Origin of the sequence: Streptomyces sp. CA-251387 (genome assembly GCF_050936625.1) — a bacterium.
In the GTDB taxonomy this organism is placed as follows: domain Bacteria; phylum Actinomycetota; class Actinomycetes; order Streptomycetales; family Streptomycetaceae; genus Streptomyces.
The window spans coordinates 5,342,788-5,355,101 of the sequence record NZ_JBNJMJ010000001.1; the positions used below are offsets into that span (position 1 = coordinate 5,342,788).

The window sequence follows — 12,314 nt, forward strand, 5'->3', positions numbered from 1 at the left end:
CGGCTGAGGGCGGCGACGTGACGTGCGCGTGATCGGCGGCCACTAGGGTCTGCGCATGCTCCTGTGGATCAACGGGCCCTTCGGGGGCGGCAAGACACAGACCGCACACGAGATCCAGCGCCGCCTGCCCGGCAGCGTGATCTGCGATCCCGAGCACGCCGGGTTCGGCCTGCGGCGGATGCTTCCGCCGGAACTGCGGGGGGACTTCCAGGACTTGGCGTCCTGGCGGCAGGGCGTCGTCGAGGTCCTCGACCTGGCTCTCACCAAGCATGACGGCGTGGTGATCGCCCCCATGACGGTCACCAACCCGGACTACTTCGCCGAGACGGTCGGCCGACTGCGCGAACTGGGTCATGACGTACGGCACTTCACCCTCCTCGCCGAGCGGGAGACCGTGCTGAGGCGGCTGCGCGAGCGCGGCTTCGGCCACCTCCTTCCCTACGTCCTTCCGTACGTCGCCGGAAAGAACGCCGGGCTGCGCCGGGAGAGCTGGGCCGTACAGCAGCTCGACCACTGCCTGGAGCGGCTGAGCGAGCCGGAGTTCGCCGAGCATCTGTGGACGGACCACTCGACCGTGCCCAAGACGGCGGACCGGATCGCCGTCCTGGCCGGGCTGAGGCTCCGGCCGAACAACGAGGGGCCGCTGCGGACGAGGCTGCGGCAGGCGAGGGTCGGGGTCAGGCACATCCGGTTCGACTGACGGTCACCTCAGGAGCGCTTCGAGGAAGTCGCTGCCGAGCCGCGCGACCGCGGTGGCGTCCAGCTGGTGCAGGACGTACCGCCCCGGCGGCGGGTGGTGATCAGGCCCGCCTTCTTTAGGACGCCCAGGTGCCGGGATATCTCGGGCGCGGTCATGCCGTGGATCTGGACGAGTTCGCTCGTGGTGTACGTGCTGCGGGCGAGGTTGCGGCAGAGCTGCATCCGCACCGGGTGGGACAGGGCGGTCATCCTCAGGGTCAGCTGCTCGACCGGAGGAGGCGCGGCGAGCCCCGGGGAGCCGACCGGGTAGTGCAGCACCGGCTGCCAGCCGTGCCGATCCAGCACCTGCAGATGCGGCCAGCCCAGACTCGTCGGCACGAGCAGCAGGCTGCTGTCCTTGATGACGGTGTGGCCCAGGCGCAGCTTGTCGATGGTGACCCTGCCGGAGGCCTCGTCGACGCTCACCGCCGGGGAGACCGCGGTCAGTGCCTCGGTCAGCCCCTTGTGCCGCAGCAGGTCGGTCTTGTGGCGGGCGTCCGCCGCGAGCTGGTGGCGCAGCCGGGACCAGGCGTCCGCGAAGAACATCTCGTCGCAGTCCTCCAGGAACTGCCGCAGCCAGGCCCGGATGTGCGGCGGATCGTCGAGCAGCCGCCGGCTGAACCGCAACTGCTGCGGCCCGCGCGCGGCGGCCAGCTCCAGAGCGCGCCCGCGCAGCTCCGCGTCGGCCAGCACGGCAGGTGCCTGCGTGGTGTACGGAAGCGCGCACGTGAACTCCAGTGCCGCGTCCACGAACTGCTCGTCCGTCAGCTTGTCCAGCAGGTCCAGCTCCTCGGCGAGCGTGGCGCCCGGCAGCGTGCTCCCGCCCGGGATTCCGGCGAAGGGCAGGAACAGGTCCGAGAACGTCGTCCGCCACAGGAAGTCGGCCTCGCACATCCGGTCGGCCAGATGCGAGTCCAGCCGGGCCGTCACGCCCGTCACCCAGCCCTGCAGGCCCGGGTGGTGCCCCGGCTCCGACAGCGCGTGCAGCGCCATGCCGAGCTCGGCCAGGGGGGAGGGCACGACGGCGAGCCTCTCCGGCCGCAGCCCCGCGATGTCGATGGTCACGCTCATGCCCTCATGGTGCACCCCGGCACTGACAACGCGGCCGTCGATTGACGGCGGCAGTCAATCGACGCGACGTGGCGGCCGGGGCGGCGCAACCTGGGATCACCGGGACAGCCGCGGAGCCCGATCACCACCACCCATGATTCCTACGTCCCGAGAAGGCGACCCGCCATGAGCATCACGCAGCAGTACGTCCTCGACACCTACCGCGCCCGTCAGCTCGGCGAGCCCGCCCCGCCGGCGCCGGGCGCCCACGACTGGCAGCTCGCGCGCGAGTGGCGCGACTACCGGCAGTTCCGGGCGGTCGTGGCGGAGCCTCCGGTCCATGGGCGGATACGGCAGGCCCTGGGCCGGTTGCTGCACCCGCGGCCCCGCTCTACTTGCTGACCTCGTCGGTCAGCCGGGCCACGAACTCGCCGACCGCCTCCTTCACGTCGTCGGCCGTCCACTCGAGACCCTCGGCCCGTACGTAGACCTCGGTGAAGGCCAGGTCCGGCCCCTTGGCGTCCCAGGCATTGGCGAACAGGACGGTCTTCGTCTCCTCGGCCTGGCGGATCGCCGCCTCCGCGAGCACATCGGCGTCGTACGGCAGCCAGAACTGGAACTCGTGCGTGTGCGGCGGCTCGGGGTGAACCCGCATCCACGGCACCCGGCCGCCGCGAACCCGTCACGCAGTGCGGCGGCGACCACGCGCGCGTGGGTGACGTAGTCGGGCAGCCGGGGCAGCTCCCGCTCCAGGCCGGCGAGGGCCGACAGCGCGGTGGGGAACTGCTGGAAGACCGTGCCGCCGTAGCGGTGCCGCCAGGCCTTCGCCTCGTCCACCAGTGCCTTCGGGCCGGCGAGGGCGGCGCCGCCGAAGCCGTCGAGGGACTTGTAGAACGACACGTACACGCTGTCCGCCAGGCCCGCGATCTCCGCCAGCGGGCGGCCGAAGTGGGTGGGGGACTCCCACAGGCGCGCACCGTCGAAGTGCACCACCGCATCGCGCTCCCGCGCCGCCTCCACGACCTCCGTGAGCTCCTCCCACGAGGGCAGTACGAAACCGGCGTCCCTGAGGGGCAGTTCCAGCATCAGTGCCCCGAAGGGCTCGTCGAAGTCGCGTACCTCGGTGGCGGTCGGCGGGCGTGGCTCGCTCGTCACACGGACCGGGCGCAGACCGCTGACCTGGCTGAACGCGTGCCGTTCGTGCACCTCGGGGTGGGCCAGCGCATGCAGGGCGACGGTCGGGTTGCCGGTGCGGCCCGCCCAGCAGCGCAGGGCCACCTGCTGGGCCATCGTGCCCGTCGGGAAGAACGCGGCGGCCTCCGTGCCGAGCAGCCCGGCGGTCTTCTCCTCCAGGGCCTCGACGATGCCGTCGCCGTAGATGTCCGCCGGCTCGTCCAGGTCGTGCAGATCCAGCGCACGCGCCTCGTCCAGCAGCGCCAGGCGCTCGCGGAGGGTGCTCAGGAAGCCGGGGCGTGCGAGTACGCGCTGCGCGCCGCGGAGGGCGGCGATGCGCCGTTCACGGCGCCGTTTGCGCCGCTCGTCGTCCGACAGCTGCACGCCCGACAATTGCTCGCCGGGTCCTCGCCCGTCCGGTGCCCGCCGGCCCGGTGACTGCTCGTCCGGTTCCGCCCCTGCCCGCCGCCCGACCTGCTCCGCCGTATCGCTCATGCCCCGGATCATCCCGCGCGCCCACCCCGGCGGGCATCCGCATTTCGCACGCCCACACCACCCCGCCGGACCGCATGCAAATCCCCACCCGCCGGCCCGCGTGCGAAGGCGTGGCGTAACCCACAGCCTGTGGACAACCGAACGCCCCTCGAACCGATCGCGTTAACATGACGAGAAATCGTCCGGTACCCAGAGCGGACTGGAACGGGAAGGCCGCCGTCGAGTGAGTACAAGCCAACAGCCAGATCCCAAGGACCGCCCCGCGCGGCTCACCGTCGGCGTCGTCGGCGCCGGCCGCGTGGGTCCCGCGCTCGCCGCGTCCCTCCAGCTCGCCGGACACCGCCCGGTGGCCGTCTCCGGGGTCTCCGACGCCTCCCGGCGACGGGCCGAGCGGATGCTCCCCGACGTGCCGCTGGTGCCGCCCGCCGAAGTCCTCGCGCGCGCCGAGCTGGTGCTGCTGACCGTCCCGGACGACGCGCTGCCCGGGCTGGTCGAGGGCCTCGCCGAGACCGGGGCCGTACGGCCGGGCCAGCTGCTGGTGCACACCTCCGGACGGTACGGCGCGAAAGTCCTCGACCCCGCCCTGCGGGCGGGCGCGCTGCCGCTGGCCCTGCACCCGGCGATGACCTTCACCGGCACCCCCGTGGACGTCCAGCGCCTTGCAGGCTGCTCCTTCGGCGTCACCGCGCCCGAGGAACTGCGGCTGGCCGCCGAGGCCCTCGTCATCGAGATGGGCGGCGAACCCGAGTGGATCGCCGAGGAGATGCGCCCGCTCTACCACGCGGCGCTCGCGCTGGGCGCGAACCACCTGGTGACGCTGGTCGCCCAGTCGATGGAGCTGCTGCGCGAGGCGGGTGTGGCGGCCCCCGACCGGATGCTGGGCCCGCTGCTCGGCGCCGCGCTCGACAACGCGCTGCGCTCCGGGGACGCGGCCCTGACCGGCCCCGTCGCGCGCGGGGACGCGGGCACCGTCGCCGCGCACGTCGCCGAGCTGCGCCGGCACGCCCCGCAGACCGTCGCCGGCTACCTCGCGATGGCACGCGCGACCGCCGACCGGGCACTCGCCCACGGACTGCTCAAGCCGGAGCTCGCCGAGGACCTCCTCGGGGTACTCGCCAACGGGACCAACGGCGCCGAGGGAGACGCCCGATGACCACCACCCTGCTGCGCACCGCCGGCGAACTGCACGCGCGCGTGCGCGACGGCCGCCGCGCCGTCGTGATGACCATGGGCGCCCTGCACGAGGGACACGCCACCCTCATCCGCACCGCGCGCGAGATCGCCGGACCGGACGGCGAGGTCGTCGTCACCGTCTTCGTGAACCCCCTGCAGTTCGGCAAGGGCGAGGACCTCGACCGCTATCCGCGCACCCTGGACGCCGACCTCAAGATCGCCGAACAGGCGGGCGCGGACGCCGTGTTCGCCCCTGCCGTGGACGAGGTCTACCCCGGCGGCGAGCCCCAGGTCCGCATCAGCGCCGGCCCCATGGGCGAGCGCCTGGAGGGCTCCTCACGCCCCGGCCACTTCGACGGCATGCTCACGGTCGTCGCCAAGCTGCTGCACCTCACCCGCCCCGACGTCGCCCTGTACGGCCAGAAGGACGCCCAGCAGCTCGCCCTGATCCGCCGCATGGTGCGCGACCTGAACTTCGGCGTCGAGATCGTCGGCGTCCCGACCGTGCGCGAGGAGGACGGCCTCGCGCTGTCCAGTCGCAACCGCTACCTCTCGCCCAAGGAACGGCGCACCGCGCTCGCGCTGTCCCAGGCGCTGTTCGCCGGCCGCGACCGCCACGCGGCGCAGGAGGCCCTGCGGGCACGGGCGCGCGAAGTGCCCGCCACGCGCGCGCGTGCCGAGGCGCTCAGCGCCATAGGGGAGTCCCGCGCGGCGGCCGACGCGCACGCCGTGTCCAAAGCCGTTCCCGGCGCCCCCGCGGCCGTCCTCGCGGCCGCCCGCCTGGTCCTCGACGAGGCCGCCCGCCTCGACCCGCCGCTCGAACTGGACTACGTCGCCCTCGTCGACCCGGCGGACTTCACGCAGATCACCGAGGACGACTTCACCGGCGAGGCCGTCCTCGCCGTCGCCGCCCGGGTCGGGACGACCCGGCTGATCGACAACATTCCCCTGACCTTCGGAGCCGCCTCGTGACCAGCACAGGCATACGACTGCACGCGCCCGCGCCCGGGTGGTCCATCTCCGCGGACGTCGTGGTCGTCGGCTCCGGCGTCGCCGGCCTCACCGCCGCCCTGCGCTGCGAGGCCGCCGGCCTGACGACCGTCGTCGTCACCAAGGCCCGCCTCGACGACGGCTCCACCCGCTGGGCCCAGGGCGGCATCGCCGCGGCCCTGGGCGAGGGCGACACCCCTGAACAGCACCTCGACGACACCCTGGTCGCGGGCGCGGGCCTGTGCGACGAGGAGGCCGTACGGCTCCTCGTCACGGAGGGCCCCGACGCCGTACGCCGCCTCATCGAGACCGGCGCCCACTTCGACGAGTCGGAGGAAGGCGGCCTGGAGCTCACCCGCGAGGGTGGCCACCACCGCCGCCGTATCGCCCACGCCGGCGGCGACGCGACCGGCGCGGAGATCTCCCGCGCCCTCGTCGAGGCGGTACGCGCGCGTGCCCTCCGCACAATCGAGAACGCGCTCGTCCTCGACCTCCTGACGGACGCGGACGGCCGTACCGCAGGCGTCACCCTGCACGTCATGGGCGAGGGCCAGCACGACGGCGTAGGAGCGGTCCACGCCCCCGCCGTGGTCCTGGCGACCGGCGGCATGGGCCAGGTCTTCTCGGCGACGACGAACCCGTCCGTGTCGACGGGCGACGGCGTGGCACTCGCGCTCCGCGCGGGCGCCGAGGTGAGCGACCTGGAATTCGTCCAGTTCCACCCCACCGTCCTCTTCCTCGGCCCGGACGCGGAGGGCCAGCAGCCCCTGGTCTCGGAGGCGGTCCGCGGCGAGGGCGCCCACCTGGTCGACGCCGACGGCGTGCGCTTCATGCTGGGACAGCACGAACTCGCCGAACTGGCCCCCCGGGACATCGTCGCCAAGGGCATCATGCGCCGCATGCAGGAGCAGGACGCCGAGCACATGTTCCTCGACGCGCGGCACTTCGGCGCCGACATGTGGGAGCACCGCTTCCCGACGATCCTCGCCGCCTGCCGCGCGAACGGCATCGACCCGGTCACCACCCCCATCCCGATCGCCCCGGCCGCCCACTACGCCTCCGGAGGCGTACGCACCGACTCCCACGGCCGGACGACCGTCCCCGGCCTGTACGCGTGCGGCGAGGTGGCCTGCACGGGCGTGCACGGCGCCAACCGCCTGGCGTCCAACTCGCTCCTCGAAGGCCTGGTCTACGCCGAACGCATCGCGGCGGACATCGCAGCCACCCACGCAGCCGACGGCCTCCCCGCGCGCGTGCCGCACCCCGTGCCGTACCCCGAAACACCGGAGCACCCCCTCCTCACCCCCGAGGCCCGCTTCGCGATCCAGCGGATCATGACGGACGGCGCCGGCGTCCTGCGTTCCGCCGAGTCCCTCGCCAAGGCCGCCGAGCAGCTCCAGCAGCTGCACACCGACGCCCGCGACGCCCTCGCCGAGAACGGCAAGACCGCCGAGCCCGGCGTCGACACCTGGGAGAGCACCAACCTCCTGTGCGTGGCCCGCGTCCTGGTCGCCGCGGCGCAACTCCGCGACGAGACGCGCGGCTGCCACTGGCGCGAGGACAGCCCCGACCGCGACGACACGGCCTGGCGCCGCCACATCGTCGTACGCCTGAACCCGGACCGCACACTGGCCGTGCACACCACCGACACCGCAGACTTCCCCCCGACCCGGCAGCCACAGCAGGAGCAGTGACAGAAGTGACCACCCCCGATCTTCCCCTCGCCTCGAACGGCGGCTGCGGCGACGACTGCGCCTGCGGTGCCGACACCGACGGCGAGGAGTACCTGGAGTGCGGGCTCGACCCCGCGCTCGCACAGCTCCTGGCCGACGCGGGCCTCGACCCCGTCGAGGTCGAGGACATCGCCAACGTGGCCATCCAGGAGGACCTGGCGCACGGCGTGGACGTGACGACGGTCGCCACCATCCCCGAAGACGCAGTCGCCACCGCGGACTTCGTCGCGCGCGAGGCGGGCGTGGTGGCTGGCCTCAGGGTCGCCGAAGCGGTGGTCTCGATCGTCTGCGAGGACGAGTTCGAGGTGGAGCGCCACGTGGAGGACGGCGACCGCGTGTCGGAGGGCCAGAAACTCCTCTCCGTCACCACCCGCACCCGCGACCTCCTGACGGCCGAGCGCAGCGCGCTGAACATCCTCTGCCGCCTGTCGGGCATCGCGACGGCCACGCGCGCGTGGGCGGACGTACTGGAAGGCACGAAGGCGAGGGTCCGGGACACCCGCAAGACGACCCCGGGCCTGCGCGCCCTCGAGAAGTACGCGGTCCGCTGCGGAGGCGGAGTGAACCACCGCATGTCGCTGTCCGACGCGGCCTTGGTCAAGGACAACCACGTGGTGGCGGCAGGCGGCGTGGCGCAGGCCTTCAAGGCGGTCCGCGAAGCCTTCCCCGACCTCCCCATCGAGGTCGAGGTGGACACCCTCCACCAACTCCGCGAGGTGGTGGACGCGGGCGCGGACCTGATCCTCCTGGACAACTTCACGCCGGGCGATTGCGAGGAGGCGGTGGCGATCGTGCACGGCCGCGCGGCGCTCGAAGCGTCCGGCCGCCTGACCCTCGCCAACGCCAAGGCGTACGCCGAGACGGGCGTCGACTACCTGGCCGTAGGGGCCCTCACCCACTCCTCGCCGATCCTGGACATCGGCCTGGACCTGCGAGCGGCGGAGTAGGAACGGGCATGCTCCTCACGATCGACGTAGGCAACACCCACACCGTCCTCGGCCTCTTCGACGGCGAGGACATCGTCGAGCACTGGCGCATCTCGACGGACGCCCGCCGCACGGCCGACGAACTGGCGGTCCTCCTCCAGGGCCTGATGGGCATGCACCCGCTCCTCGGCGAGGAACTCGGCGACGGCATCGACGGCATCGCCATCTGCGCGACGGTCCCGTCGGTCCTCCACGAACTCCGCGAAGTGACCCGCCGCTACTACGGCGACGTCCCCGCGGTGCTGGTGGAGCCCGGGGTGAAGACGGGCGTACCGATCCTGACCGACAACCCCAAGGAGGTGGGCGCCGACCGCATCATCAACGCGGTGGCGGCGGTCGACCTCTACGGCGGCCCGGCCATCGTCGTCGACTTCGGTACGGCGACGACGTTCGACGCGGTGAGCGCGCGCGGCGAGTACATCGGCGGTGTCATCGCCCCCGGCATCGAGATCTCGGTCGAGGCACTCGGCGTACGCGGCGCCCAACTCCGCAAGATCGAGGTGGCCCGCCCGCGCAGCGTCATCGGCAAGAACACCGTCGAGGCCATGCAGTCCGGCATCATCTACGGCTTCGCCGGCCAGGTGGACGGCGTGGTCACCCGCATGGCCCGCGAACTCGCCGACGACCCCGACGACGTCACGGTCATCGCAACGGGCGGCCTCGCACCGATGGTCCTCGGCGAATCCTCGGTCATCGACGAACACGAACCCTGGCTGACGCTGATCGGCCTACGCCTGGTGTACGAACGCAACGTCTCCCGCATGTGACTCCGTCGGTGGGGCCGCGAGCACCGGTGCCGCCTGTTCGGGGGTGCTCGGCGTCGGTGCTGGGCGGGCGTGGGTCGCGCGGCCCGGCGCTGGCGGGGTGCCGCTGCGCCCACCCGTGCCGCCCCAGCGGCACGACTGCCCGCAGCTAAGTGGGCATGAGGGCCCGCAGCTGCGCGGGCTGCTGCGCGTACCCCTTCGGGCCTGTAGTCGCGTACGGCGGGAAGGGGGCGTGTCGGGGGGTGTCCGCCCGCAGTGGTCGGCGTCAAGACGCGGTTGCTCTTGGCTTAAGTCCGGCCGCCGGTCCGAGGACGGACACCCCGGCGCGGCCCCGACCCACCCATCGGCCCGTAGGCGCTACGCGCACCCCCACCGATCCCGCGCGGGCCGCCGCAGGCATCCCCCGCCCAACCGCCGGAGGCACGCCGCACCCCACCACCCGAGTGGCTCCCCGCGCCACACCCACCGCCCTATGCCGCGTTTGTCTGATTAGCGCGTATCGTCGCCGCATGCCCACGCCATACGGATCCCGCGGCGGCATGGCGTTCGGCGCGGAGGAGCTGCGTGTGCTCCGCCGCGCTCTCGCCCTTGCCCTCAACCCCAGCCCCGCCTCGGCCGAGGACGTCCAGGACTGTCTCCGTCTCACCGAGTCCCTAGACGAGGCGATGCGCGAGGGCGCCCGGCTGCGTGCGTTCTTGGTGGCCGACCTCGCCCGCTACCGCGCCGCCCTCCCCGGCACCGCAGCCGGCTACCTCACCCTCCTCGAGGAGTCCCTCGCCGCCGGGTACCTCCCCACCCCCGACGACCTCGCCGCCCTCCGGCCCCTGCGCGGCAACCCCACCGCTGCCACCCTCCTCAGCCGCTGCCAGACCCTCGCCGAGCAGGACGTCCGCCCGGCGGCCACCCCGGCGCCGCGTGTCGCGCCGGACTCCCGGGCCATCCCCACCATTCCGGCGTCCCGCACGCACCTCCTGGCCCTCCCCGGAGGCCTTTCCGAGGGATCACCCGCCACCACAGCCGTCCTCCCCGCCCAGGACGCCGGCCAGGAACCGGCCAAGCAGCCCCGCAAGAAACCCGCCGAAAAGCCGGCCGCCCCCCGACCCGCCCCCGGCCCCGGCCCGGGCTCCGAGCCCACCCCCGCCGCCCCCAAGCCGTCACGCCCCATCCCCACCCCCGGCGAGGTCTTCCCACGCCGCAAGCCGACCCCACCGCCCACGACGAGCCCCACCCAGCAACTCGCCGCAGGCTGAGAACAACCGCAGCACAAAGACCAGGCAGGCGACCCCGAAACGCGCCCGGCCTCACCGGCCGGGCTCCCGGGCCAGAGGCTCGGGGAGCCACTCCGAAGCCCCCTGCAGCCTCCTGCAGCCCCACGCAACCCCCTGCAGCACCGACAACGGCGTAGCCCGACTTCCCGGGGGGCAACAGCCGCCCCAGCCACACCTTCACCCACACGGGCCACGCCCCAGGGAGTCAGCCCACCCAGCGGCCTGGCACTCACCCCGAGCCACTGCCCCGCCCGCCCCGAGCAGCCGTCCCGCCCGCACGGCGCCCCACCCCGCCCGACGCCACCCCACCCCGCCCGCCGCCCACCCCCTGGCTACCCTGGACGCATGGACTACGTCTCCGCACTCCTCCCCCCGGCCGTCATGGCCGTGTTCTTCATCGGTGTGATCAGGGTGATCGTGAAGACCCAGGGCGGAGCCAACAAGGCCAAGGAGGACGCGGCCGTCGACGCCGCCCTCGCGCGCGTGGAGGGGACCCGCCAGGCCTCCCCGAACCCGGACGCCTGAGCCGACCGACGCCCCCACCAGCGCGACGGCCACCCCGGCAATTTCCGAGTCGTACGCCCTTTTTATCCCCATTTGCCAGGGAAGGCGCCCGTCCGGCACGCCAACACCCAGATCTCCCACTATGGTGCTGAGCTGTGCCTCGCCCATTGGGAGAACTCGAAGACGCGGTCATGACGCGGGTGTGGAAGTGGAACCGCCCGGTGACCGTTCGAGAAGTCCTGGAAGATCTCCAGCAGGAACGGTCCATCGCGTACACCACGGTGATGACCGTTTTGGACAATCTCCATCAGAAGGGCTGGGTACGCCGCGAAGCGGAAGGCCGCGCTTATCGATATGAGGCGGTCTCCACACGAGCCGCCTACGCCGCTGCCCTGATGAACGACGCCTGGTCGCAGAGCGACAACCCCGCCGCCGCCCTTGTCGCCTTCTTCGGCATGATGAGCGAGGAACAGCGCCACGCGCTGCGAGACGCCGTACGCATCGTCCAGGGCCCGGAAACGCCCGAACCCACACAGCCGCCCGATACGCGCCCCGTTACAGCCACCGATACCCCCGCCGCAGATACGGCCGCCACCGATACGAGCAGCCCCGATACCCGCGGCACCGATACGAGCAGCGCCGATACCCGCGCAACCGATACCACCACCGATACGGCCCCCCATACACCCACCGGATACCGGCCCGGATACCCGCCCCGATACCGGCCATGAGAACCCCGGCTCGGCGGAGCAGCCCGGCGGGCGATAGCGTCCGCTCATGTCAGCAGAGAGCCACTCCGCCGAGACCCCCTCGGGGGAGAGCCCGGAAGTCACCGCAAAAGCCATCACCGTCCGACGGGCCCGCACCAGCGATGTCCCGGCGGTACGTCGTCTCCTTGACGAGTACGTCCGGCGCCGCATCCTGCTCGACAAAGCCACGGTGACGCTTTACGAGGACATCCAGGAGTTCTGGGTGGCGGAACGCGACGACAACGGCGAGGTCGTCGGCTGCGGCGCCCTGCACGTGATGTGGGAAGACCTGGCGGAAGTCCGCACTCTCGCCGTGAAGCCGGGTCTGAAGGGCGCCGGCGTCGGTCATCAGTTGCTGGAGAAGTTGCTGCACACCGCGCGCTGGCTCGGCGTTCGCAGGGTTTTCTGTCTGACCTTCGAAGTTGACTTCTTCGGCAAGCACGGCTTCGTCGAGATCGGTGAGACGCCGGTCGACACCGATGTCTACGCGGAGCTGCTGCGTTCCTATGACGAGGGCGTCGCGGAGTTCCTCGGTCTCGAACGAGTGAAACCGAACACCTTGGGCAACAGCCGGATGCTTCTGCATCTGTGATCGCCAAGGAGCCATCAAGGATCCACGAAGGATCCACAAGCCGGTATTCCGCCCGAACGGCCATGCCCCGGTGCCCTATGTCCGAAACGCGCATGTTTC

General features: G+C 72.3%; 11 protein-coding genes and 2 pseudogenes. 11 read left to right on the forward strand and 2 right to left on the reverse strand.

The features are described 5' to 3' along the window. Nucleotides 1–55: 55 nt before the first annotated feature. Nucleotides 56–700: an AAA family ATPase gene (locus ACQEV2_RS23910; RefSeq protein ID WP_433045053.1), complete on the forward strand. Its 645-nt coding sequence runs from the start codon at nt 56–58 to the stop codon at nt 698–700. Between the two features lie 3 nt (nt 701–703). Here ACQEV2_RS23910 and ACQEV2_RS23915 read toward each other — a convergent pair. Further along, a pseudogene (locus ACQEV2_RS23915) lies at nt 704–1,809 on the reverse strand (DUF5937 family protein). Nucleotides 1,810–1,974: 165 nt separating this feature from the next. Here ACQEV2_RS23915 and ACQEV2_RS23920 point away from each other — a divergent pair. After that, nucleotides 1,975–2,190 carry a hypothetical protein gene (locus tag ACQEV2_RS23920; RefSeq protein WP_433045056.1) on the forward strand — a complete coding sequence of 72 codons (216 nt, stop codon included), beginning with the start codon at nt 1,975–1,977 and terminating at the stop codon, nt 2,188–2,190. Here the strand turns inward: ACQEV2_RS23920 and ACQEV2_RS23925 are convergent. Next, a pseudogene (locus ACQEV2_RS23925) lies at nt 2,180–3,456 on the reverse strand (threonine aldolase family protein). The gene ACQEV2_RS23920 and the pseudogene ACQEV2_RS23925 overlap by 11 nt on opposite strands. 223 nt (nt 3,457–3,679) lie before the next feature. Between ACQEV2_RS23925 and ACQEV2_RS23930 the strand changes: the two are divergent. The 9 genes from ACQEV2_RS23930 to ACQEV2_RS23970 all read left to right on the forward strand — a co-directional run bounded on the left by ACQEV2_RS23930 (nt 3,680) and on the right by ACQEV2_RS23970 (nt 12,215). After that, nucleotides 3,680–4,609, forward strand: a complete 930-nt coding sequence (locus ACQEV2_RS23930) for a Rossmann-like and DUF2520 domain-containing protein (RefSeq protein ID WP_433045059.1) — start codon at nt 3,680–3,682, stop codon at nt 4,607–4,609. Further along, on the forward strand, nt 4,606–5,601 hold the full coding sequence (gene panC / locus ACQEV2_RS23935) for a pantoate--beta-alanine ligase (RefSeq protein WP_433045062.1): 996 nt from the start codon (nt 4,606–4,608) through the stop codon (nt 5,599–5,601). Before ACQEV2_RS23930 ends, panC begins: the two co-directional genes overlap by 4 nt. Continuing rightward, entirely contained in the window at nt 5,598–7,313 is a 1,716-nt protein-coding gene (locus ACQEV2_RS23940; RefSeq protein ID WP_433045065.1) for an L-aspartate oxidase, read from the forward strand. The genes panC and ACQEV2_RS23940 overlap by 4 nt, the downstream gene beginning before the upstream one ends. Nucleotides 7,314–7,318: 5 nt before the next feature. Beyond that, nucleotides 7,319–8,299, forward strand: a complete 981-nt coding sequence (nadC, locus tag ACQEV2_RS23945) for a carboxylating nicotinate-nucleotide diphosphorylase (protein ID WP_433054723.1) — start codon at nt 7,319–7,321, stop codon at nt 8,297–8,299. An 8-nt stretch (nt 8,300–8,307) separates the two neighbouring features. Continuing rightward, nucleotides 8,308–9,105 (forward strand): type III pantothenate kinase, encoded by a 798-nt coding sequence (locus ACQEV2_RS23950; RefSeq protein WP_433045068.1) that lies wholly within the window; start codon nt 8,308–8,310, stop codon nt 9,103–9,105. Nucleotides 9,106–9,641: 536 nt separating this feature from the next. Beyond that, nucleotides 9,642–10,352 carry a hypothetical protein gene (locus tag ACQEV2_RS23955; RefSeq protein WP_433054726.1) on the forward strand — a complete coding sequence of 237 codons (711 nt, stop codon included), beginning with the start codon at nt 9,642–9,644 and terminating at the stop codon, nt 10,350–10,352. A gap of 363 nt (nt 10,353–10,715) precedes the next feature. After that, a complete protein-coding gene (locus tag ACQEV2_RS23960) occupies nt 10,716–10,895 on the forward strand; it encodes a hypothetical protein (protein WP_398830530.1) in 180 nt (59 codons plus the stop codon). Nucleotides 10,896–11,065: 170 nt separating this feature from the next. Beyond that, entirely contained in the window at nt 11,066–11,605 is a 540-nt protein-coding gene (locus ACQEV2_RS23965) for a BlaI/MecI/CopY family transcriptional regulator (protein ID WP_433045071.1), read from the forward strand. A gap of 46 nt (nt 11,606–11,651) precedes the next feature. Further along, on the forward strand, nt 11,652–12,215 hold the full coding sequence (locus ACQEV2_RS23970) for an amino-acid N-acetyltransferase (RefSeq protein ID WP_433045074.1): 564 nt from the start codon (nt 11,652–11,654) through the stop codon (nt 12,213–12,215). Nucleotides 12,216–12,314 lie beyond the last annotated feature (99 nt).

Bases quoted from the DNA above. Each gene is read 5' to 3' on its own strand.
- ACQEV2_RS23955 (WP_433054726.1), top strand. From the start codon at position 9,642: ATGGCGTTCGGCGCGGAGGAGCTGCGTGTGCTCCGCCGCGCTCTCGCC.
- panC (WP_433045062.1), top strand. From the start codon at position 4,606: ATGACCACCACCCTGCTGCGCACCGCCGGCGAACTGCACGCGCGCGTG.
- ACQEV2_RS23910 (WP_433045053.1), top strand. From the start codon at position 56: ATGCTCCTGTGGATCAACGGGCCCTTCGGGGGCGGCAAGACACAGACC.
- ACQEV2_RS23970 (WP_433045074.1), top strand. From the start codon at position 11,652: ATGTCAGCAGAGAGCCACTCCGCCGAGACCCCCTCGGGGGAGAGCCCG.
- ACQEV2_RS23920 (WP_433045056.1), top strand. From the start codon at position 1,975: ATGAGCATCACGCAGCAGTACGTCCTCGACACCTACCGCGCCCGTCAG.
- ACQEV2_RS23960 (WP_398830530.1), top strand. From the start codon at position 10,716: ATGGACTACGTCTCCGCACTCCTCCCCCCGGCCGTCATGGCCGTGTTC.
- ACQEV2_RS23965 (WP_433045071.1), top strand. From the start codon at position 11,066: ATGACGCGGGTGTGGAAGTGGAACCGCCCGGTGACCGTTCGAGAAGTC.
- ACQEV2_RS23950 (WP_433045068.1), top strand. From the start codon at position 8,308: ATGCTCCTCACGATCGACGTAGGCAACACCCACACCGTCCTCGGCCTC.